This is a genomic window from Pseudoalteromonas sp. T1lg24 (genome assembly GCF_002964745.1).
In the GTDB taxonomy this organism is placed as follows: domain Bacteria; phylum Pseudomonadota; class Gammaproteobacteria; order Enterobacterales; family Alteromonadaceae; genus Pseudoalteromonas; species Pseudoalteromonas spongiae.
Genome location: NZ_PQCB01000033.1, coordinates 1,084,922 through 1,108,260, shown reverse-complemented (window position 1 = coordinate 1,108,260; position 23,339 = coordinate 1,084,922). Strand labels below are relative to the sequence as shown.

General features: G+C 39.4%; 20 protein-coding genes. 10 read left to right on the top strand and 10 right to left on the bottom strand.

Annotated elements, in window-relative coordinates; translation table 11 throughout:
• Positions 1 to 9: 9 nt before the first annotated feature.
• The 3 genes from C2M30_RS17195 to C2M30_RS17185 are packed head-to-tail and all read right to left on the bottom strand — an operon-like array spanning position 10 to position 3,851.
• On the bottom strand, positions 10 to 1,395 hold the full coding sequence (locus C2M30_RS17195) for a PDZ domain-containing protein (protein WP_105172595.1): 1,386 nt from the start codon (positions 1,393 to 1,395) through the stop codon (positions 10 to 12).
• Positions 1,396 to 1,407: 12 nt separating this feature from the next.
• The gene (locus C2M30_RS17190; RefSeq protein WP_105172594.1) at positions 1,408 to 2,670 is read right to left on the bottom strand and encodes a DUF885 family protein; all 1,263 of its coding nucleotides are present in this window, start codon (positions 2,668 to 2,670) and stop codon (positions 1,408 to 1,410) included.
• Between the two features lie 2 nt (positions 2,671 to 2,672).
• Positions 2,673 to 3,851 (bottom strand): hypothetical protein, encoded by a 1,179-nt coding sequence (locus C2M30_RS17185; RefSeq protein ID WP_105172593.1) that lies wholly within the window; start codon positions 3,849 to 3,851, stop codon positions 2,673 to 2,675.
• A 320-nt stretch (positions 3,852 to 4,171) separates the two neighbouring features.
• Here C2M30_RS17185 and C2M30_RS17180 point away from each other — a divergent pair, with 320 nt between their 5' ends.
• A complete protein-coding gene (locus tag C2M30_RS17180) occupies positions 4,172 to 5,359 on the top strand; it encodes a helix-turn-helix domain-containing protein (protein WP_105172592.1) in 1,188 nt (395 codons plus the stop codon).
• Positions 5,360 to 5,421: 62 nt separating this feature from the next.
• Here C2M30_RS17180 and C2M30_RS17175 read toward each other — a convergent pair whose 3' ends face one another.
• Positions 5,422 to 6,450 carry a methionine synthase gene (locus C2M30_RS17175; RefSeq protein ID WP_105172591.1) on the bottom strand — a complete coding sequence of 343 codons (1,029 nt, stop codon included), beginning with the start codon at positions 6,448 to 6,450 and terminating at the stop codon, positions 5,422 to 5,424.
• A 21-nt stretch (positions 6,451 to 6,471) separates the two neighbouring features.
• The gene (locus C2M30_RS17170; protein ID WP_105172590.1) at positions 6,472 to 7,449 is read right to left on the bottom strand and encodes a DUF1852 domain-containing protein; all 978 of its coding nucleotides are present in this window, start codon (positions 7,447 to 7,449) and stop codon (positions 6,472 to 6,474) included.
• Positions 7,450 to 7,901: 452 nt separating this feature from the next.
• Here C2M30_RS17170 and C2M30_RS17165 point away from each other — a divergent pair, with 452 nt between their 5' ends.
• From C2M30_RS17165 to C2M30_RS17145, 5 genes are all read left to right on the top strand, one after another.
• A complete protein-coding gene (locus tag C2M30_RS17165; RefSeq protein ID WP_105172589.1) occupies positions 7,902 to 8,711 on the top strand; it encodes a sulfite exporter TauE/SafE family protein in 810 nt (269 codons plus the stop codon).
• Positions 8,712 to 8,898: 187 nt separating this feature from the next.
• A complete protein-coding gene (locus C2M30_RS17160) occupies positions 8,899 to 10,197 on the top strand; it encodes a DEAD/DEAH box helicase (RefSeq protein ID WP_105172588.1) in 1,299 nt (432 codons plus the stop codon).
• Between the two features lie 488 nt (positions 10,198 to 10,685).
• On the top strand, positions 10,686 to 11,291 hold the full coding sequence (locus C2M30_RS17155; protein WP_105172587.1) for a hypothetical protein: 606 nt from the start codon (positions 10,686 to 10,688) through the stop codon (positions 11,289 to 11,291).
• A 112-nt stretch (positions 11,292 to 11,403) separates the two neighbouring features.
• Entirely contained in the window at positions 11,404 to 11,796 is a 393-nt protein-coding gene (locus C2M30_RS17150) for a hypothetical protein (protein WP_158683527.1), read from the top strand.
• A gap of 37 nt (positions 11,797 to 11,833) precedes the next feature.
• Positions 11,834 to 12,226 carry a VanZ family protein gene (locus tag C2M30_RS17145; RefSeq protein ID WP_105172585.1) on the top strand — a complete coding sequence of 131 codons (393 nt, stop codon included), beginning with the start codon at positions 11,834 to 11,836 and terminating at the stop codon, positions 12,224 to 12,226.
• A 181-nt stretch (positions 12,227 to 12,407) separates the two neighbouring features.
• Here the strand turns inward: C2M30_RS17145 and C2M30_RS17140 are convergent, their stop codons facing one another.
• Together C2M30_RS17140 and C2M30_RS17135 are read right to left on the bottom strand one after the other, a co-directional pair.
• Positions 12,408 to 12,749: a DUF6172 family protein gene (locus C2M30_RS17140; RefSeq protein WP_105172584.1), complete on the bottom strand. Its 342-nt coding sequence runs from the start codon at positions 12,747 to 12,749 to the stop codon at positions 12,408 to 12,410.
• A gap of 207 nt (positions 12,750 to 12,956) precedes the next feature.
• The gene (locus C2M30_RS17135; protein WP_105172583.1) at positions 12,957 to 14,192 is read right to left on the bottom strand and encodes an FG-GAP repeat protein; all 1,236 of its coding nucleotides are present in this window, start codon (positions 14,190 to 14,192) and stop codon (positions 12,957 to 12,959) included.
• Between the two features lie 451 nt (positions 14,193 to 14,643).
• On the opposite strand from C2M30_RS17135, the gene C2M30_RS17130 reads away from it, so the two are divergent.
• Positions 14,644 to 15,819 (top strand): acyltransferase family protein, encoded by a 1,176-nt coding sequence (locus C2M30_RS17130; RefSeq protein ID WP_105172582.1) that lies wholly within the window; start codon positions 14,644 to 14,646, stop codon positions 15,817 to 15,819.
• Between the two features lie 185 nt (positions 15,820 to 16,004).
• Here the strand turns inward: C2M30_RS17130 and C2M30_RS17125 are convergent, their stop codons facing one another.
• Both C2M30_RS17125 and C2M30_RS17120 read right to left on the bottom strand, forming a co-directional pair.
• Positions 16,005 to 16,550 carry a DUF3750 domain-containing protein gene (locus tag C2M30_RS17125; RefSeq protein ID WP_100915586.1) on the bottom strand — a complete coding sequence of 182 codons (546 nt, stop codon included), beginning with the start codon at positions 16,548 to 16,550 and terminating at the stop codon, positions 16,005 to 16,007.
• A 228-nt stretch (positions 16,551 to 16,778) separates the two neighbouring features.
• Positions 16,779 to 18,260, bottom strand: a complete 1,482-nt coding sequence (locus tag C2M30_RS17120; RefSeq protein ID WP_234004770.1) for a serine hydrolase — start codon at positions 18,258 to 18,260, stop codon at positions 16,779 to 16,781.
• A gap of 346 nt (positions 18,261 to 18,606) precedes the next feature.
• Between C2M30_RS17120 and C2M30_RS21530 the strand changes: the two genes are divergently transcribed.
• Positions 18,607 to 18,747 carry a hypothetical protein gene (locus C2M30_RS21530; protein ID WP_158683525.1) on the top strand — a complete coding sequence of 47 codons (141 nt, stop codon included), beginning with the start codon at positions 18,607 to 18,609 and terminating at the stop codon, positions 18,745 to 18,747.
• 26 nt (positions 18,748 to 18,773) lie between these two features.
• A complete protein-coding gene (locus C2M30_RS21525) occupies positions 18,774 to 18,914 on the top strand; it encodes a hypothetical protein (protein ID WP_158683523.1) in 141 nt (46 codons plus the stop codon).
• 99 nt (positions 18,915 to 19,013) lie between these two features.
• Here the strand turns inward: C2M30_RS21525 and C2M30_RS17115 are convergent, their stop codons facing one another.
• Positions 19,014 to 20,387 carry a S41 family peptidase gene (locus tag C2M30_RS17115; protein ID WP_105172581.1) on the bottom strand — a complete coding sequence of 458 codons (1,374 nt, stop codon included), beginning with the start codon at positions 20,385 to 20,387 and terminating at the stop codon, positions 19,014 to 19,016.
• A gap of 469 nt (positions 20,388 to 20,856) precedes the next feature.
• Here C2M30_RS17115 and C2M30_RS17110 point away from each other — a divergent pair, with 469 nt between their 5' ends.
• The gene (locus tag C2M30_RS17110; protein ID WP_158683521.1) at positions 20,857 to 23,220 is read left to right on the top strand and encodes a TonB-dependent receptor; all 2,364 of its coding nucleotides are present in this window, start codon (positions 20,857 to 20,859) and stop codon (positions 23,218 to 23,220) included.
• Positions 23,221 to 23,339: the final 119 nt, after the last annotated feature.

Genomic DNA, 23,339 nt, shown 5'->3' with positions numbered 1-23,339 from the left:
TTGCGAACCTTACTTAAATTGCGCAAGCCAATGAATAGTGTGCTCCCCTATGCGTGCATCAAATAATTCGTTTGGTTCTGTTGGGTTATATTGACGAGATTGACGCGCACGCATATAAGCTTGTTTACTGTCAAAGCGCATAAATGCATGCTCAGCATTTTCGATTACAAGTCCTTTACTTTGTGGCGTGCCTGATAGCTTTGCGATATCAAATGCCCACGATGGCTCAATCGCTTGAATATCTAAACTACCATGCATCATCAACACAGGCGTATTTAGCTCTCGCCACAATGCGCTAAAATTATAGCGATTCAAATCCCTGAAAAAACTGTAATGACGATTTACCGATAACTCACCATTTATATCAACCAAATTTGCTGCAATTGCTTTTTGAACACGTTCATCACTCACGATGCGCTGCCATGGGGTGTCTGTATTTAGCCACATATCTAAAAATGGTGTCACCAGCTGTGTATTTTCCAATGCTTGCGCTTTACTAACATCAAAATGTTTCACTGACTGCTTTTGATAAATATCTAGCATATATTGGTACCAACCTTTGGCTACACCACCATACCCTATTATGCCCTTAACTGGAGATTGCTTTGCAATCACAGGGGCATGGAGCACACCGAGCGAATGCCCCCATAAAAACACCTTGTTTGGATCAACATTTTTGTGTGCTTTAAGCGCCGTTAAACCATGCAAAAATGCGTTTGATTCTGTTGTAAAATCAATATCTCGGCATGCTTTGTCTGAAATGCTGTCGCCTAGTCCGGGCTTTTCTACACGATAAACTACATAACCTGCATTCGTAAATTGGTCGATCATTTGTCGCGTAGTGACATTAGGGATCATGCCATAATCTATAGAATCGCAGGTATACCCTTGAATAAAGAAAATAGCAGGCGCTTTTTCATTGGCTTTTAAGCCATTTGGAATATGCACAATACTGCGAAGTATATTTCCCTGATAGCTCACCTTACTGTATTCAACCTCAGCAAAATCGCTTGTTTCGTATGGCCGAGGCTGCATTTTATTCGACACAGTCAGTACCTTTTTATCGCGCACAAACGAGATACCAATGTTATCTCCTGATTTAAGTGGCCGCACTGCTGATAAGAGCTGATTAAAGTCATTAATCTGCGTACCGTTGACTTGTGTTATCACATCACCAACCGTTAACCCCAATGTAGATGCGGTACTATTGGGTGCCACATGTGCCAGCATCACCCCTTGGTTTTGATGATTGTTATTTGGCATTACGCCAAGTAATGTGGCTCTAGGTAAGGTGTTTTGAGACTCTATTTTTACATCCGCTGCACTACTTTGGTTTGATAGCATAAACATAGTCAGACAACTTAATACTAGTAAGTTCGTTTTTATTAATGTCATGATGTTTCCTTATTATTTATTATTATCAAGCGGCATAAAATCTGCTAACTGTTCTAATGCCAATAGCGGTTGATTACTCAAGCGCAATACTCGATTAAGCGCTCTGGTTCGATTATTTCTATATGGTTCAATCGCCTTTTCAATTCGATATTTGCCATACACATACGTAATAACTTGTGCCGGCCAGTTTTTAATACGATTGATTTCACGAACCATGATTTCTGGGTGCTCTGGCAGATATGTTTGCCAAAGCACTTTGGCTTTTTCATCCGGCCAGCCTTGGTAATGAATGCCGATATCAATCAACACTCTAAGCGCGCGCAATACACGCCACTTTAACGCATACGCCTCAGATGAAGGCATTTCATAAAGCCCCATTTCTTTTCCGAGTGTTTCAACATAGGCCGCCCACCCTTCACTACTGACAAAAGGAATAGGCACAATTGCACTAGTTGGACATAAGCTCTCAGTACTCACCACGTTAAACTGAAGATGGTGGCCCGGGATCCCCTCGTGTAAATAAAGCCAATCAAAATGCGATAAGTGCATTTCGCCATTTTGGGGATGATAAAGAAAACGTTGGGTTCGATTATCATAAATACCAGGCGCAGGAAAACTCTCTGGCAACCCTGAAGGTGCAATAGTTAAAGGCGCATCAAACTCAGGTAAATTTAGCATTGTCTGCAAATTTGCTCTCACTTTCTGCTCTCTGGTTATAAACGCTGCCACGATTTTTTGATGTTCAACTGCTGAAATAGCTGCTGCGCTCGCACGTGCTTGGGCGTTCATTTTTTGATACTGCGCAAACGCAACGTGAAGCTCATTAAATGCGATTTCTTGTAATTCAGAGGGTGTTACATCATCCATTAGCCAGGTTTCGAGCCAGTGTAAATACCATAACCTACCGTTTGGTAATGCACTAAAATCGCCCGAGTATTGGCTCTTTTTAGACAATTGGCTCTTTAACGATTCACGTACTTGTATGCGTCGCAGGTGATTTTCTAAACTCTGAAATGCAATTTTCTGGCAAGTGGTGTGTGGCGTTAACTTTTGTAATTTCGCCTGCCATTCACTTACGGTATTTTCTGCAATTTTGGGTTGTTTTTTTAATCTTTCTATCGCATTAGCGAAATCAAGTTGCGGTTGCAAATATGGCTTACTTAATACGTCATCAACCAACGCTTGATAATGTTGATTAAAGTTATGCTCATTGGCATGAATCACAGAGGAACTTTGTAACCAAAGGCAAAGTAGTAAAGAATAACGTAACAACATGGTTATTCAGCCGACTCTGTTTGTTTTGGTATGTACTTTGTTAAATCAGGATTAAACAAAGTACGTTTTGCACCGCCATCGGCTTGATAGTCGAACTTTAATGCTGCCGCGCCGCCTAACATTGGGCTAGGTGATAATTGCTCCTCTTCATCCAGCGACTTCAACCACAAAATATGTGAATTAGTTTGGTTATACTCGATTACTAAGTAACGACTTAAACGGGCATTTTCATCAAAGATTTTATGGCTTTTTTGGTTACCATTTGGGTAATAAGTGCTTTTGTGTTCAAACGCGCCCCAGCTAAATGCTTTACGCTGACCAAACTTGTCATACCCTCTAAGCCCTACTTTATTGCCAAATTCATCGTAAAGATGTTCGCCCATATGCACCATAGGTCGATTGCCTTCTACCGGATTACCGTCTTTATCGTAAACTTGCCAGCGCGTAAAGTTGCCATGTTGATCATAAATAATACGATCGATGCCTGCACCACTGTCATTATTTGTCGGCTTTCCCGCCAACCCTAAGTTTTTTACAAAACTAAGTTTGTTGTCATGGTCGTATGTGAGCTCAACCTCATAAAACGTAAATTCGGGTCGAAGTGGCTGCTGCTCATTATTTAAATTAAAGCGTTTCTCATATACTTTGCCATTTTCGTGTCGCCACTCATAGCGGTGAATATGCCACGCACTTTCTACTGGTTTCGCATGTTCATCAAAAAAACTCAGGGCAACACGCTTCCCCTTTTTATCTAAAGCATACACGGCTCGATATACCTTGCCATGCGCAGAGATTTGTTTATTTTGCGCGTCATAATAAGTGTGTATTTCTTTATCTTTATGATAGCTAATAGCCACTTTTGGCGAAAACCAGATAAACGAATCCCACACTTCATTGCCGTTAATCAGCTGATTATTCATTTGGTATCGTATCTCGCTAATACGTCCATTTTCATCATAACTAAATTGGTAATGCGCGTTATTTTGAGATGCTTTTTCAGAAATTGAGTGAATGCCACGATAAGGCGCATAAGGCGATTCACGAAACATAATATGGCGAAAATACTTGTTGCTAGACGCACTTTTAGGTGCTGCTTGTGCCATTAATGGCACAGATAAAATGTGTACCAACACCATGATGGCACTTAAGAAAAGCACGTGTTTTTTATTCCAAGAAAACATTATTTATCCTTAACAACTTAATTCGATAAATAAGCTTACTTATTATGAAAAAACATGTGTAAAACTAGCTTGAGGTTAACAATTTAGACTATAAGTTACTGATTTTTAGATCATTAAAAACACTTAAAATTTCTGTACTTTTCCCTATGCAAACTTAAATTAGATGGCGTTTCTACCTCCCTTCAACCATTTCTAGGTTAAACACGTTGGCAATTTAAGCATGTAAACGATTTAAAAAGCTGTAAGAATAGCTTGAACTTTACACTGTCAAAAAATTTATAGTTAAGCTGAGAAGCATAACTTCAAGATTTGGAAAAAGTATGCCACAAACAGTTTTAGGTGTTATTTACTTTATCGCTTTTAGCCACGCATTAATGTTGGCGATTAGCTTATGGCGAAAAACTAAACTAACTAATATTACTACCGCAAAATGGCTCGCCTTGGTATGTTTAATAATCAGCTACAAACTATTTGAAGCAGGTGCGCTTTACCTTGGGTTATACCCGCATTTAGCCCATTTTATGGATTTGCTTCCTGGCGAAGTATTGCTCATTGGTCCGTTGGTGTTTATCTATGTCAGCTTAGTGGTAGGCGAAGAGAAACCAAAGACATATCAACTCATACTTCACTTTATTCCTGCAATTTCGTTATGGTGTTATAACGCACCATCGGTGTTTCAATCGCTCGATGCTAAAGTCACCATGTGGCAATTTGTTTTGTCACAAACCGAAGCCCGCGTAATTCCGCTCAAGTTTATTCTATTGTTTCTAGCAATCAAAACACATTTAAGCCTCTATTTATTTTTGAGTTGGCAGCATATTCAAAAATTCGAAAAAGTATGTAACGCCTTACGTGCAGATAACAGTAAAGCGGTATTAAAACAGCTTACGTTTTTAGTGGTATCACTCTTTTTGCTAGAACTCGTGTGGGTAGGTCTCTTTATTGGTCAGCAATTTTTCGAAATTGGTACACTTGCATTGGTAAGTGATATTTGGCTGCTATTTATTGCTGTTATCATTTTAGCAATCGGTTATATCGCACTGCAAAAAACCGATTTGCTTATGAGCAAAGAAGAGCATGCTTTAATACAGCAAAATTATTCGGAAAATAAAGATGAGAGCAGCAATATTAAGTACTTTCACTCCGCCTTAAGTGAGCAACAAAGTAATCAAGTTGCCAAGCACTTAGAACAACAAATTAAGGCGAAACAACTGTATTTAAATGACAAACTCACTTTAACCACGCTCGCACACGAAACCGATATAAAAGCGCATACCTTATCACAAGTGATCAACCAAAGCATGCAAACAAACTTTTATCGTCTTATTAATGGATACCGTATTCAACACGCTATTTCGCTTATTGATAACCCAAGTATTCATTGGCCTTTGGAACGAATTGCATTTGAATCAGGCTTTGCGAACCGTGTTACCTTCAGCAAAGCATTCAAAGAAATTATGGGGCAAACCGCATCTGAATATAAAAAACAGCGCCAACAAGCAGGCTAACGATAAAAAAGCGTACAGTATTAACCGTACGCTTTTCTTTTACTTATGTAGCAGTCAACCTCCTAAGCGTTTAACTCTGCACGCACAATGGCTGCGCCTTGGGCAAGGGCATTAAGTTTTGCTCGTGCAACATCACGCGACAACGGCGCTAAGCCGCAGTTAGTTGATGGATAAAGCTTATCTGCATCCACGTATTTCAGCGCTTCGCGCAGCGTATTGGCGACTTCTTCTGGCGTTTCAATATCATCGGTTGCTACATCAATAGCCCCTACCATTACCTTTTTGCCACGAATAAGTGCAAGTAACTCAATTGGCACACGCGAGTTATGGCATTCAAGAGAGATGATATCAATATTCGATTGCTGTAATTTAGGAAATACTTCTTCGTATTGACGCCATTCAGAGCCTAAGGTTTTCTTCCAATCTGTATTTGCTTTAATGCCGTAACCGTAGCAAATATGCACTGCCGTTTCGCACTTTAAGCCCTCAATCGCGCGCTCTAAACACGCAATACCCCAGTCATTTACTTCATCAAAAAACACGTTAAACGCTGGCTCGTCAAACTGAATAATATTAACACCCGCAGCTTCGAGCTCTTTTGCTTCTTGGTTAAGAATTTTGGCAAATTCCCACGCAAGTTTTTCACGGCTTTTATAATGATCGTCAAACAAGGTATCAATCATTGTCATTGGGCCAGGCAGAGCCCACTTAATTGGTTTGTCGGTTTGCGCGCGTAAAAATTTTGCATCTTCAACAAACACCGGGGCTTTTCGTGCCACGGGGCCGACTACCGTTGGTACGCTTGCATCATAACGGTTACGAATGCGCACGGTTTTGCGATTTTCAAAATCAACACCGTCGAGGTGTTCAATAAAGGTAGTTACAAAGTGCTGACGGGTTTGCTCACCATCGCTGACGATATCTACGCCAGCTTGTTGCTGTTCATGAAGTGATACTTTTAGTGCATCGTGTTTGCCATCAATAAGTGCGTCGCCGCTTAATTTCCATGGTGACCAAAGCACTTCTGGCTCTGCAAGCCAGCTTGGTTTTGGCAAGCTGCCCGCGGTCGATGTCGGTAATAATGTTTTCATAGTTAATGCTAATTCCGTTTTTTAAGCAGCAAAGTTTGCCGACCACTTTTCAAGTAGCGATTGATAAGGTTCAATAAAGTGCGTTTGTGCAAATTTACCTTGTTTAATTGCCAGTTGGCTGCGCTCTTCACGGTCGTAAACAATTTGCGTTAACGAGTGATCTTGATTTTTTAAGCTCGGTTGATAACAGCTTCCTGCCGCTGCGTTAGCGTTATAAATTTCTGGACGATAGATTTTTTGGAATGTTTCCATTGTGCTTATCGTACTGATTAGTTCTAAATTGGTGTAATCGTTTAGCAGGTCGCCAACAAAATAAAATGCTAGCGGCGCTTGGCTATTTGGCGGCATAAAGTAACGTACCTGTAGGCCCATTTTTTTGAAATACTGCTCCGTTAATGACGATTCATTTGGCACATATTCGGTGCCTAACACGGGGTGCTGATTATCACTTTGGAAATAAGTTTTGTTATCCGAAACGCTTAAGCAAATAACTGGTGGCTTGTTAAAGTTGTTTTTGTATACCTCTGAATTAATGAAGCTTTTAAACAGTTTGCCGTGTAATTCGCCAAAATTATCAGGAATACTAAACGATGGCTTGTCTTTGTTATGCTCAAGCAGTAACACGCTAAAATCATAATCGCGCACATACGAAGAAAAGTTATTGCCAACAATGCCTTCAAAGCGCTGATTTGTTTCATGATCAATAATATTGGTTTTTAATACTTCAATTGACGGAAACGTCTCGCTACTGCCCGCTATTTCCATATCTACCGAAATAATATCCAGCTCAACTGAGTAACGCTGGCCATTTTTGTTATCCCATTTAGCGCGCGCATTAAAGCTTGTATTAATCATGGTTAATGCGTTGCGTAAGTTCTGTTGGCGGTTTTCACCTCGCGCCAAGTTTGCAAAGTTGGTTGTAATACGTGTGCTGTTTGATGGGTGATAGTTTTCGTCTAACGGAAAACGCTTAACAGTAAAAGTAAATTCGTTATTCATGGTGTACGTGTGTCCAATGTGTAAATTCAGTGTATTTCCATTTCACTTACTGCCGCTTTAAATCTGTATTACGGCTCACTTGCGGTGACTGAAAATAAGTTCACGTTAAAAGATGAGTAATTTATACGCGCTCAGTACCATGAAGAAAAACGGTTTTCTTTCACTTAAAACGTGAAGCATATTCATTTCTTAGAACTTCGCTTCGCACTTTTTACAACAAAAAACCATACACCAGATAAAAGAAGTTAAGATATCCAGACATCCAAATAGCTAAATCAAATTTACTTCATGTTGAATGTGAATATTGCTCACGGCGTAGCTGCAGTTTATCTATCTGTAATTACAAATAATATTGCTATACTTTTGCGCCTTTGTTGTAGGCATAAGCGAATCTAAAAGTTTCTGCTCCAACGCCAGCGACGACAAATCAACTAAAAAAACGAGGCGATGGAATGAGTGAACTAATCGAACTATTTGTTTATTGTGCAGTGTTAGGCGGTGGCGTTGGCTTTCTTGCAGGCTTACTAGGAATTGGCGGCGGCTTAGTGATAGTGCCAATTTTAAGTATGATTTTGTTGCACTTTGCCGTGCTGCCCCAAGAGCAAATTGTGATCACCGCGGTTGCCACATCCCTTGCATCTATTTTGTTTACATCAACCTCCTCTGCCATTGCCCACCATAAAAATGGCAATGTGCCTTGGCAGCTCGCGCCTTGGATTATGACAGGCGTTGCCTTAGGTGCGTTACTAAGTGGCTTTATGGCTGCACTGCTACCAGAAAAGGCCGTACGTTTAGTATTCGTTATCAGCGTTGTATTTATTGCCATAAAAATGATGTTTGGTAACACTCAAACTGATGACACAACGCGTAAGCTGCCTAATAAAGGGCTACTCACTGTGCTTACCACACTTACTGGCGGCTTATCGGCAATGATTGGTATAGGTGGTGGCGCCGTGCTTGTGCCGCTACTGACATTTTTTTCAGTGAATATGAAAAAAGCGATTGGTTGCGCGTCAGCGTGTGGCATTGTAATCGCACTGTTTGGCTCGGTTGGCTATATTGTGTCGGGTAGTGAACAGCTAAGTTTAGCGCAAGGTTTCGCCGGCTTTGTGTATTTGCCTGCACTCTTTGGCATTGTATGTACTTCGTGGTTCACCGCCCCGCTTGGCGCTAAAGCAACCCACCACTTACCCGTTAGCACCATTAAAAAGATTTTTGCCGTGCTATTAGTGATCATGGCGGCAAACATGTTGCTAAATTAAGCTTAAACACTCAGACTATTTATTCTCGCGCAGTTAAACAATTGCGCGAGCATTTCATTTACACACTCCATTCTCAAAATTACTAAAATGCCAAAAGGTGATAGAATACCGCTCGCAATGAAGTGTGCTATTGCTTAGCTTCTTAATATGCACCCTTTTCTTATTTATTCTTTTGAGAACATATTACATGAGTTTTAAAACCCTTGGTCTTAACAACGCACTTCTAACCGCAATTGCAGAGCAAGGTTACGATACGCCTTCAGCTATTCAACGTGAAGCAATTCCAACTATTTTAAAACGCCAAGATGTAATAGCCATTGCCCAAACGGGTACCGGAAAAACAGCCGGATTTGTTCTTCCGGTATTGCAATTAATTACCGAAAAAACAACAAAAAAAAATGTACAAGCGTTAATAATTACGCCAACCCGCGAGCTCGCTGCACAAGTAGCCACCAGTGTGAGCAATTACAGTGCACACTTAAAGGTAAGTTCATTAGCGGTGTTCGGTGGTGTGCGAATTGAGCCGCAAATAGCCGCACTTGAGCAAGGCGTTGATGTGTTAATTGCAACGCCCGGGCGCTTGCGCGATTTACATCAACAAAACGCCGTTTGTTTTGACCAGTTACACACCCTAGTGCTCGATGAAGCCGACCGCATGCTGGACTTGGGCTTTATTGATGACATAAAAAAAATCAGCGAGTTATTACCGAATAAACGCCAAACGTTAATGTTTTCAGCAACCTTTACTGATCAGATTAAAACGCTCGCAAATACCATGCTACACGAGCCACAATTGATTGAAGTTGAAGCCGCCAACACAACGGTTGATAACATTAAGCAAACGCTTTATCACGTTGATAAAAATCAGAAAAGTAATGTGTTAATTCACTTATTGTCAAAACATAACTGGCAGCAAGTATTGGTGTTTAACCGCACCAAACAAGGTGCCGATACACTCGTAACCACATTAAAAGAAGCCGGTATAAGCGCAGAATCAATTCACGCTAATCGTACACAGCACGCCCGTACTGAGGCGCTTGCAGCATTTAAAAATAACGATATAAACGTACTTGTTGCTACCGACATTGCCGCACGTGGTATTGATATTAACCACTTACCTTGCGTAATTAACTACGATTTACCTTATGTGGCGGAAGATTATGTGCATCGCATTGGCCGCACCGGACGTGCTGGCAAAAAAGGCGTGTCTATTTCGTTATTTAGCAGCGATGAAAGCAAACAATTGAATGCCATTGAACGCCTTATCAATCGTAAGTTTGAACAACAGGTGGTCGCCGGGTTTATACCAAGTATTCAACGTGCCGAACAATTATGGGGCGGGCAAGGCATTAGCAAGCCTAAAAAAGGCAAAACGGCAGGTAAAAAGTCAAAAACGAATAAGTTTGATGACGATGAATATGGCAATTTTGAACCTATGCCAGATACATCAAGCAAAAAGAAATCAAATAAACGTAAGCGCCGATAAACTGCATAAACTAAACCGCCTTTAAGATGCGAACATCACTGACGTAGGCTTTTAAAACAAACGTTACATCTGCTAAATCTGTGATCAGATATATCTCTTCATAAACGAGTGCTAATTAGGCTCTCGTTTTCTTATAATATGACTAAGCATGGATAAATAAAGATGCTGTTATGATGATTAGCCGCGTCATTGAGTCAATATTAAAGTCTGCTTCTTAAAGCAAATAACAGACGTTCAATTTTGCTTTATCAAAAATTAGTGCTGGCTTTTCACCTTTGCAAAAATGCAGGTTTAAGGAGAATTAGTCACCAGCGCGCCAAAATGGCACATATTTACCAAACCATTTTCACGTTGCCAGCGTCAAAAACTACTGATAACCTTCTGAAAATATTAAACAAAAGTTTTATTAGCCTGCGAGTTTAAGGTTGTAGATAACGTCTTTAAATCGAAATGCATACTAATAAGCTGTAAGCTTTCTAGGAGTATTTGTGAACTATTCAAGCTATTCAATAAGTGAATTAAAAGAGAGTTTAGAAACAATTGATAAGGATGCTTATCCTGATAATTATAAAAAACTAATTGAAGAATTGAATTCAAGAAAGGATGAAGTTCAAAATTACGAAAAAGAACAGACTGAAAGCTTTATCATAAAAACTGAAAACCGCCTGAAAATTGTAACTTGGCTTCAGGCAATTACAGCTATTGCATTCATTTATGCGGGTTTTATAAATTTTAATTCGGACCAACAAGCTTGGGTAAATATAGTACCTTTTTGTATTGCTATTTTTAACGGAGTGGCAGGTTATTATCTTTTCAAACGAGAAAAGCTGGGGTTCAATTTATCTATAATAAATCAAATTTTACAATTATTGACCGTCAACTTAGGCTTTATTTATTATAGCTATTCAGGCTTAGGCTATTTAATGATAGTTATTCAAGATGGTATTGCTCTCAAAGCTAATATTTTCAATCCTTCCTACAATATTCTTTATGGAAGTGGCTTAGGGTTTGGAGTCGGGATAGATTTACTTTCACTATTCTTTCTTACATTACTATATTCTAGTCGTGAAAATTTAGAGCAAAACAAAAGCTAACAAACGTTTTAACCAAAAGAACGCAAAACAGCAGGCTTGCGCATCTTTTCGCTAATTTTAGCCTGCTATGCTGCGCCGCTTAAGCAAGGCGTTTTCATGGAAGGAGTTTAATTTGAAATATTTATTTTATTCATTTTTGTATGTTCTTACTTTATCTTTTCTTATCGCGAGCAATGCATCCATAGGTCAAGCATCCTATGAAAATGAACCTTGGAAATATCTTTATTTATTTTGCGTTGTAAGCCAGCTCTTAATACCCTGCTCAGCTATTCTGTTGGTTCTAAAAAGCAGGAGTATGGGAGTAGAATATAAACAAAGGCTTCAAAATAAGCTTAATATTTCATTAATGTTAATTGTTGCGTTAGCTTTTTTAGCCGAGTTGTCCTTAACTCCGGAAACAAATATTAGAATAGATCTTTTATTAGTAGTACCGGTTTTGTTCATTCACATTGTTGTTTATTTAATTTATACGTTCAGCATCAAAAATCGCGAAAGAAACATATAACAAATCGATTACCGAAGAAGCACAAAAAGAAAAATCTATGTATAAATTAACAATAACCCTATCCAGTTTGTTCTTTGCATTTATTATCTGGATTATTTACCTAGCCAATACAGGGCAACACAGCATTTTCTTTGAGCTTGTTCGCTTAATTCCATATGGTGATAAGGTCGGGCATCTCGGGTTATTTGGCGTGCTCACATTACTTGCTAACCTTGCGACTAAGTTTAAGGTGTTCAAGTTAGGTAAAATCAAAATATTTTGGGGCTCGGCGATTGTTTTTGTATTTGTGACGTTTGAAGAATTAAGTCAGCATTTTTTACCAACAAGAACGTTAGATATATTTGATTACACCGCTGATATGCTGGGCATTTTACTATTTACTTGGCTTTCTTCCATTTTAGCGAAGAGAAACCAAACAAAATGCAACTAATGACTATGCCAAGCGCTTTGTGACTATCAAATAAATTAAAGCTTCTAATTAATAGCCTCAGTGCGTTTAGTGCTCAATTGCCCATCACAACACAACAAAAAACCGAAGCATTGTGCTTCGGTTTTTTGAGTGAGTAGCTTAGTGGTTTTAGCCACCAAGCCGAATGACTTAGCTGAAGTGCTTAGTCTTCGTCATCAAGATCAAATTCATCATCAAGATCAAAGTCGTCATCTTGTTCAATGCGAGATTTTCTTACCGCTGGCTTTGCTAAAATCTCAACGTAAAACGACGTTAAGTTTTCAACTTGCGTTTGGTCAATTAGCTTATTAATTTGCGATAAGTGAATTGGCTTTGCTTCTGCTTCTGTGTTGCCAAATTGACAATCAAAATCCCAATAGTCCGCGCCAGTTGGTAGCTTTTTATTACGCTCGCGCTTAATGTATTTTTTGATTTCATGTTTAACCGCGTCAACACGTCTTGCTAACTTAATTTTTGGGTGCGTTAATTCAAATGTTTTTTTCATGATTGCCTTCAGACAGAAATACTCTGCAGGGCTTTGCCTACAAAATATATGGGTGTATTTATAAAGTGCGACAAACCTGCACCTATAAACAAAGATTATGGCTTATTTTACGTTAATTTAAATGCGGTGGCATTAACTAAGCTGAATTTACACTAAAAAAGTGCCCTATTCCCAAGGCCTGAGCACTACTAAATTAACTTATTGGCATTACGGTTTAGTCGTTTGCAATGTGTGAACGTACGCAGCGCCCGATTGCTCACCGTTATCATCGCGATTAGGCGTTGCAATAACGGCATGCTTATCGGACATTGCAATGTTCCAGCCGAATTTATCGTGAGGAGCAGCGTTTTCCGCCACTATTTTCGATGAATATTGCCATGTATCGCCCGCTTTGTTGAAAACGTAAACTGCACCGGCGTTTTCACCACTGGCGTCATGGTGCATTGCGCTAACAAGTGCGGTGTTACCTTGTAGTGCAACGCCTCGGCCAAATCTATCATCGGCTTTTAAATCGGGCGAGCGTAACTTTTGATGTTGGCGCCAGTTGCCATTTTTTCGAACGAAAATATACGCAGAGCCTGCGTCTTTGCCAACTCCCTCAATGTCATCGCGACGCGCAGAAATAAGCGCGGTATCCCCTGATATCGCGACACGCACACCGAAAATGTCGGTATTGCCGCCATCAGATGCCATTAATTTAGCCTGTTGCTGCCATGACGCACCATTAAACTCAAACACATAAACGGCGCCAGCATTGTTGTTTTGCTGGTCATTTAAATCTGCGCCCACAAGCACTGTATTACCATCTATGGCAAGGCTAATACCAAACAGATCGCCTGCAGCCCCATCACTTGCGGTAAGTTTTTCCTGATATTGCCATGCATTATTAACTCGCTGGTATACGTAAACCGCCCCCGCATCTTTGCCGATGGCATCACTTTTTGGTGCGCCGATTACTAATATTTTTTCTGTAAGCGCGATACTTTGCCCAAACGAGTCACCAGGCTTTGCGTCAAATGCGCCCAGCACTTGTGTTTGTTGCCAGTTATTAGATGCGCGCTCGAAACTTATTACCGCGCCCGCATTTTCGCCTTTATCGCTTCGACCAATTGCTCCCAAAAGCGCCATATTACCTTTTAATGCAACCTTACCACCCATGGTATCGTTGGAAAACGCAGGGCGTGCAATAAGCTTTTGTTGAAACTGCCAACCATTTGAGCCCAGTGAATAAATATATCCTGCACCACTATCTTGCGCGTTTTTACTATCCGCCTTATGTGCACCGACTAAAATGGTGTTGCCATCAATCGCCACGCCGTAAGCAAAATTATCACCGTGTTTGCCATCGTACGCGAGCAGTTGCTGCTGATTAGCATGTACGTGGCCCATCATTACCGTAACTAAAAAGCTTAATCCGAATTTTACCTTGTGACTAACGCGCATACATGTTCCTAATGGTTAGTGTTCATCAATATTGCTCTTTACTTTAAATGCTCTTAGTTTTAATTACGTGGTTGATATTGTAAGAAAGTATTTATTTCTTAACTAAAACCAGCGCCGTAACACACCTGAATAAGCGCCATCCCTTGTCATGCTTGTTGTATTGAAAAGCGGCGGTAATGAGGTAATCGCCTTAATCTAACACTTAGATTTTATTGCTTTTATTGGTAATATTAACGCGTATACATCATGCAAGGATGACCGTGTATTTCGCCCATTGAGCGAACTGATAACGAGCGAAATAACTAAACTGTTTTTAGACTTCGTTACTCGCAGCGTTCAACTATATAAGCCAAAGACTCAAAAATGAGTGGCGATAACAACGGCACCTTTGTTGAGAGTGATTCTCGGTTTTAATTATTTACTTACTGGCTAACGTTTAAAGGAAGAACGAATGCACACTCAAAGCCGCTTTCATTATATAGATAACCTGCGTTGTATCGCGCTATTGCTCGGTATCGCCTTTCATGCAGCGCTAGCGTATGGTCCTTACTTTCGAAATGTGTGGTTTACCGCCGACACGACTAATCATGTGTTATTTAACTACTTTGCTAATTGGTCTCACTTATTTCGCATGCCGTTGTTCTTTGTTATCGCTGGTTTTTGCGCCGCGTTACTGATAAGTAAACGTGGTAGTAGTCATTTTATAAAAAACCGCTTTAAACGCGTGTTACTGCCTTTTTTCATCTTTATTCCACTTGTATTTGGCTTAACATTTCACGCCATTACGTGGGGATTGGGCTTTGCAAAAACCACACCCGCCGTATATGTGGTATTTGAACAAGTAAAAGATCTGCCAATTTCGACAGGCCATTTATGGTTTTTGTGGAATTTAATGCAGTTTTGCGTGCTGTTTTGGCTACTGACTAAAAGTCAAAAGGCGTATAACTTAGTACTTTCGTGGGTTGTGAAGCCACTGTTTTTGTGTGCTTTATTGCCAACAATAATTACAATATCAATGCTTAACGTGACGGTGCCGTTTCCACCGCCAGATAAACTTTACCCAGAACTTTGGTCATTTGGCTTTTATGGCCTGCTATTTTTAGTGGGTGCAGGACTTTTTGAGCATAAAGATAAAATTGCACAAATCGTAAAGCAATTTCACTGGCTGTTATTGTTAGCAACCGTATCTACCGTTGCCTATTTTTATGTATTGCCGCCTGCGTTCACCATAGAGCAAGTTATTGACGCCGCCAAAACGGGTAGCTCAGCACCCAAAGTGATTGCATTTGTGCCTGTTATTGCGCAAACCATAGCCATTTTAAGCTTAACTGCGGTAGGTTTTATTGCAGGTTACAAGTGGTTAAATGTTGAAAACAGTACAAGCCGTTATTTGTCTGACGCGTCGTATTGGCTTTACCTGATTCATGTACCAGTTTTGGTATACATTCAGTTTGCGCTTATCAACCTTGCGATCCCGGCTTTGGTAAAGTTTTTAGTGTCTATTTCGCTCACTATGATTATTGGGCTAATTACCTATCATTTTCTTGTTAGAAACACAGCCATTGGTGTTTTACTTAATGGCAAACGTATTCCTTTAATAAACAAAAGTGTAAAAGCAACGGCGTAAATAATCTGGGGATAGTAACGAGTTATAGGTGGTACAAAGTAGTTTATTTGTAGTAAATACATTTAGTGAAAAACGTTAAAAAGCCAATAGAATCATTCAATTGGCTTTTTATTGCAATTACGTTCGGATAAACGTGATAACTCATGCAACTTATAAGTGCTGATTCTCAACACATAGGAACCGAGTTACTTTTCCACTTCGGTATCAGCGTAACCGCTGCCAATTGCACTAAATGGCATGTCGAGTTCAAGTTCTTCCACTTGTAAACCGAGCCATGCAGGAAACGTATTGCTGTTAGGGCCCGGTAGCAAAGTATATTCGTTTGCCCATGGATAACGCTCTGTTGCAGCAATAATTTCTGGGATCAATTTTTTAGCTTTATCGCCGGTGATTGATAGAATTTTCTCGGGTTTTGCACCGTACCAATAACGGTCAGGTGTTTGAGTTGTGTACTTTTTAAGTGCTGGTAAGCCACGCTTTACACGCCAACCTACCACTTCATAAACGGTGTATTCTTTCGCATTCTCAGGCTTTATCGCGACCCAAGTATGCACCGCAAACCAGCCGCGCCAACTAAACGCATCGGCACCATAAAATTCAATAACCGCATCATTAACTAGCATTGGATTAGGCGCGATACCGGCAGGCTCTCGACTAGCTGTTCGCCAATTAGAATTGCTACAGCCGCTCAAAAAAGCGATAACAATAAATAATGTGATTAAACGTCGCATGGAATACCTTTTAGTTACTACGGTTTAATCATACGTTTAATAACACAGAAATGCCTATTAATTTGCGTTCAATAAGCAGTTTTAAATGCTGTATAACACTTGCTCTACAGCTAACATTTCAAAGTTAGTCTTATAAGCACAGAAAAAACGACAAAGTCGTTAGAGTATCTCTACAAAAAAGCACCCGTCAAAACTTAGACCGAGCGCTTTTCTTTGGTTGTTATTGTTTTAGTTTAAATGTTTCTCTAACTCAGCAATGCGCCTTTTAGTTAATTGGGCATTTGGGTTGATTGCTAATACAGCTTTATAGCTTTCAAGTGCTTGAGGGTAACGCCCTAAGCTATCGTAAGCTCTCGCTAAACCATAATTAAAATACGATTTTTGGTCTGATTGCGAAACTAAGAAGTTAAAAACTTCTGCAGCATATTCATTTTGATTCTTATCCAATAAAGCAAACCCCCACTCTCCTAGAATGTCCAGATCATACATAACGCCCGTATCTTGTTCTGCTTTTGCGAATATACGTGGGAAGTCTTTAAAGTTACGCTTTTCTGCTAGTTCATTTAGGTATTCCATTGGTTTATATGCTTTTAATTTTTCAGAATTGTTAAAACCTGGAATGTAATAAGCTGCAATTTCATCGACAAAACTAATTGGCAAGCCGCCGAGTAAATTTGTAAGCACAACAACAGAGACATTATCTTCCGGATATGTGATCAGGGTCGTTGCATTGCCTCCACTTGCGCTCACTGTAGGGTGATATTTGCGCTGACCAATTTGCCAACCCATAGCATAGCCGTTTTCTTTATTTCCAAAGCCTTCGGTACGGCCGTTATTATGTTTAACAGGCTCCCACAGTGTGTCTAAATTCTTTACTAACTTTCCATTTTGTAATGCAATCATATAATTGGCCAGCTCGGCTGCCGTTGAGCTCATACCTGCTGCGGTTCTTAAAATATAAGCAAACTCACCGTAAAAATTCTTATAAACGCCAACACCTTGGTAAATGTATTGTCTTGCTTGATTGGGTACCACGGTTTCTAGATTATCAAAACCTGCAAGGGCGGTTTGCGTCATGCCAACAGGTTTAAGCTGATTTTCAGAAATAAATGCTGGAAAGCCAGCTGGTTCATATTTATCAATAAGTTTGCCAAGTATCACATAACCTGTTTGGTTATATTTAAAGTATTCATTTGTTTTAAATAAAAGCGGGCGCTTTTGTACTTCTTGCCACGAGGATTCAATATCGTAAGGGACGATAAGCTCAAGCGTACTGGTAGAGGCTAAAATTTCTGGCAGTCCACTGGTGTGTGCCATTAGCTGTTTGATGGTTAGCGAATGCCAAGCTTTCGGTAAATCAGGTAAATGTGTACCAATTGTGTCATTCAAATCTAACAAGCCTCTTTCAGCAAGTTGTACTATTGCAACGCCAGTAAAGCCTTTGGTCATTGAATTAATTGGGAATAGTGTTTTATTTGTTACTGGTACTTTGTGTTGTAGATCAGCAAAGCCATAACCTTCTAGCTTAACTATTTTGTTGTCTTTAACGACGGCAAGCTGCAAACCAGGAATATTCCGTTCAGCCATCACGGTATGAATGAACTCATTAAGTGTTTGTTTTGCATTCGCCGTAAAAGGCATTAATGTAGTGGTAATAACCATTACAGATATAGATAAATAAAGTGCAAACTTATTATTTTTGTTAAACATTGCTCTTCCTGTATTTTTTTAATTAAAACAAATAGCTTTGCATGTTTTAAGCATTTCAAATTCGGCGTGACTTTAATTGATTTTAGTTTTAATTGCTTTATCAATATTGTAAAAAACTATTAACATCCGCCCTTCTTTGATATAGATGATTTAAATCGCCCGCCAAGTTTGGCTTATCAGAACAATTTAAATTTTTAGCCTTTCAAAAACACTTTATCACCGATATTTTCCAAACATCACCTTATTTGACCAAACATCACAAAGGGCAGGATCGCAGTGCTGATTCGCCTATTCTTTAACTCAAGCAAAACACTTTACTCAAACAAAACTGAATAGGAAACATAGTATGAACACGTCAAACGCAATCGAAATTTTAATGGCAGCTGGTTTAACAACATTTGTAGTTGCAGGTTTAGTAACTGCTGGTATGACAACCGCAATCGTAACTGGTGCAGCAATTGGCAGCGCTTATTTATTAACTAAATAACCAATTAAAATTAAGAGATAATTCAAATGAACAATGCAAACACTTTAGATATTTTAATGGTCGCGTCACTTAGCACCTTTGTTATTGCAGGCTTAATTACTGCGGGTATGGCAAGTGCAATCGTAACTGGCGCAGCAATTGGCGGCATTTATATGCTAACAAAGTAACCTTTAGGACAGCCTATGAAGCAAACAATAAAACTGTTTTACCATTATAAAAAACAATTAAAATAAGCCTTTCCAAATAACTGTGGAAAGGCTTTTTGTTTAATTGGCTAATGTATTAAATTCATCCACAATTTTGTCAATTAACTGCGTTGGCTTTAGTACATCGTCTTTCAATTCTTTATCCGGAGTGACCGGTAACCCTTTTTGTGAGCCACTGGGTCTTTCTAAATAAAAACGAGGTGTTACAGCTTTTAGTTTTGAATGCGGGAGCGTAAAAAATTGAATGCCACCAGTTTGCCACGAATAGCCCGCAGACTCTTCTCCCACAATTTCAGCAAAACCAAAATCTTGCATGGTGTTAGCAAATAAAATGGCCGATGAATATGTATAACCACCAACAACAACCGAAACTTTACCGTTAAACTTTAACGGCTCATCTTTTACTGGTTGCTCAAAACGGTCAAACACTTTAGTTACCACCTCGCCTTCGGTTTCGCCTTCATCCATATATTTTGCAATGATTTTTTTAGTATATTTACTGGTGTGTTGATACGGCTTGTTTGCGATGTATTTTACAATTCCTTGTTTCCACATATCGTCATCGCCGCCACCATTATTGCGAACATCAATAATAAGGTGCTGAATCTGTCGCTCTTTTAGCTGTTTAAAAACACTTTCAGTAAAACTGTAAAAGCGTGTTTTGTCTTGCCACCAAAACTCATCAATTGTTAAAAGTGCTTGTTGCTGATTTAAAATTTCAAACTTAAACGTTTGTTCAAATGTTTTACTGTTGAATGATTTAGGTAAGACTTTAGCAGCTTGCATCTCAATCACTTGAGAAGAGTTACCTTCTTTAATTTCAAGCTTAAAATGCTCAGTTTTATTGACGAACAACCAGTAAAAAAGTGCAAATTTGTCTGATAATAAACGCTCACGGTGTTTTACGGTATCGCCATACATACGCGTAATTAAAGTATTATAAATAGCATTAATTGGCTGATCATTAATGCTAATAAGCTCAGATTGAGCATACGGAGATTCACTGCCGCCAAGTAAGCTTGCTAAATACACTTTGCCTTTGTTAACTGTCACTTCGAAAGGAAATAACCCTTCTTTTTTAATCACTTCTTTAGCGAGTCCTTTTTGGCTACGCGTAAAAACCAACATATGCGCATCGTTAAACTGACTATTAAATTGTGCAATTTGTGACAAAAAGTCGTTTACACGCATTGGTTTGGTAATTGATTGTTTAAAGGTATTGAGGGAATTTTCAAATGCCGTTGTGTTTTTAATTCGAATACTTAAATCGGGGTGAGTGTTATTTACAAACTCTTGCCAAGCATTTATATCCTCTTTCATCTGCGCTGGCGTTAACATATTTTGCAAGTTTTGCGTGTGTTCACTGGCCGACCCACTGTTAGCCATAAAAGCAAAAACACATAGTAATACTAAAATTAAGCGCTTAATAATCATCTTCTTCCATTATTGTTTTTATTTGAGACCTTGTATTAGACGAAGCTTTTTTTGAAAAGGTTTAAACACCTAAAAATTTTTTATGAACGCAAAAAAGTAAAAAATGTTGCTGTACAAGACCAAATAAACCGTTCAAAAAACAACCACAAAAACATAGCTAATGCCGCTCATCACATGAAAACATGTCTTAAATGTAAAATAATAATTGCTTTTTAAGAAATAATTGTTTGGAAAAATCACTAATAGTACCTAAATTAGTTATAATAAAACCGAATATAAATTAACCAAATGAAATAAGTGAAATTAAATTCACAATTAAATCAAACACTTTTATAAACTTCATGATTTTACTTTCATTTAATAATGCAAAATACACATTATTTCTGCGCCAAAACCAATGGTTAACATTATATTGACACATGTAACAATTTGTTTATTCTTTTTCGGGACAACAATCGGGATACTAAAAATGAAAAAACCTAAAACAATAAAAAAATCGTTACTGTGCGCAGCGATTCTTTGCTCATTTAATGGCATGGCTGCCGACAACACCCCAGCCGAAAATGGTGCCGAAGAAAAAGCGGTGGAACGCATCACAGTAACTTCACGAAAGAAAGAAGAAACAATTATTGAAATACCTATGAGTGTTTCGTCAGTTTCATCAACTGAAATCGAAAACCGCAACTACCTAGACGCACAAGACCTCTACCGCACGTTAGCAGGCGCAGCAATGCCTCGCGGACAACTGATTTTACGTGGTTTAAGTGGTGGCAACAGCGCAGCGCCTGGCACTACAACCACCTTTACTGACGATGTGCCATTTGCGTTTACCAACCTTGCCGATGTTGAACGCGTAGAAGTACTACGCGGTCCGCAAGGCACGCTTTATGGTTCAAACGCGATTGGCGGTACGGTGCGTGTTATTACCAATAAGCCTCGCATGAATGAGTTTGAATTGTTTGGTTCAATGCAAATTAAAAGTGAAAAAAACGTAGAAGGTTACGATGATTCACTGTCTATTGGTGTTAATTTACCGCTAATCGAAGACACTCTTGCGCTTCGTGCAACAGGCAACTTATACAACGATCAGCGCCCATACGTTAACATGTACAACGGTAACCAAAGCGAAGCTCAAGGTAACTTTATTCGTACACAACTGCTTTGGACACCAACAGAACAAACAGACGTTATTTTAGGGTATGTAAAAACAGAATACCGTTCGAAAGGTTCAACATTAGGTGATACCTCAAAACCTGGTGGTTATTGGCGCCACGATTACACGCCAGATGAAAATGCACCTTATGGCTATGAGGTTGATCACGCTTGGGTTGAGTGTGACGAAAACTTAATTCGTCCGAAATGTATTTTAGGTGATCAAAATATTGCTGATGCCCCAGAAAAATACATGGTTTACAACCTGATTGATGGCAGTTACCGTTCAGAAACTGACCTTGTTACACTTACAGTTGAGCAGGACAACATCTTCGATATCGCGAGTATGACCTATGCTGGCTCGTATCGTGAATTCAAAGATGGTGGATTAGATGATTGGTCGCGTTTAGATGCTTCCGATTTATTCCGCACTTGGATTATCAACGACGATTTTTATGATAGAACGACTCACGAATTACGCTTCCAAAATATCGATGTAAACTCTGACCTTTCTTGGACCGTTGGTATGTTCTACGACAAAGTGAACCAACCTAAAAATCCAAATGTTCAATGGCAATATCATGAAGCGGGCGACAGAGTTTCAGCGTCAACCCTTTATTGGTGGGGTGTAGATGCAACCCAAACAGGATTAGATAATTTTGGTACACCAAGTCGCAACTGGAACTCGGCACGTGTTAGCGCTTGGAGCGAAGAATTTGCCCTATTTGCAGATGCAGCATACAACTTCGACCTTGGTGATATGGGCGATCTTGAATTGAACGTAGGTCTTCGCCGCTTTGAACTAGAAGACTACAGCCATACTACTTCGGCAGGTATTTGGTCAGAAGATAATGTAATTACAGGTGGTGAAGAAGACGGTTACCGTAAGAAAATCAGTGTGTCATACATGCCAAGTGACAATTATTCGGTTTATACATTGTATTCTGAAGGTTATCGCCCAGGTGGTAACAATGCGCCATTAGCTCAATCATGTGCTGCAGATCCAAAAGCGAAAGATAGAAAAGATCGCTACACGTCTGATTCTATCGACAACTATGAAGTTGGTTTCAAAGGCTCTGCATTTGGCGGTAGATTCAACTTCGCAACAGCTGTGTATCATATTGATTGGACAGATGTAAAAACCTCAATTTATATGGACACCTGCGGCTTCAGCTATACTGCGAACGGCGGTGGTGCTCGATCACGCGGTATTGAGTTTGAATCGACAGCAGACCTTGGCTATGACACAACGCTTGTATTTAATGCATCTTACACAAACTCAGAACTAACTGAAGATAATGATGCAATTAGTGGTAAAGCTGGTGACGAAATGACCATGGTACCAAAATATAATGGCTACTTAGCGCTTGATAAAGGCTTTGAGCTAAATGGTAAACCTGCTTTTGTTCGCTTAGATGTTGCTACGTATGGGTCATACTTTACCCACTTCAATACAAAAGATGGCGATGAAGTGCCAGGATATACCACACTTAATTTAAGTGGCCGCTACGAAGTGTCTGATGATGTTAAGTTAAGCGTACATATTAACAACTTACTCGATAGCGAAGACATTTCATATCAGCGTCAACGTTCTCGTACCAATACAACAACAGCACAAACCTATATTGATTTCTTGCCAGAACGCAATATTGCTGTTCGTATCGATTACACCTTTTTCTAAATTGTACTAAACAATCCTCCCTGAAGCAGTGCCGCCGTCAAAGGCGGCACTTTTTATCACATTATTTTGATTTTATTAACAATTCAACAATTTAAATAATTCATATTTCACAATAAACC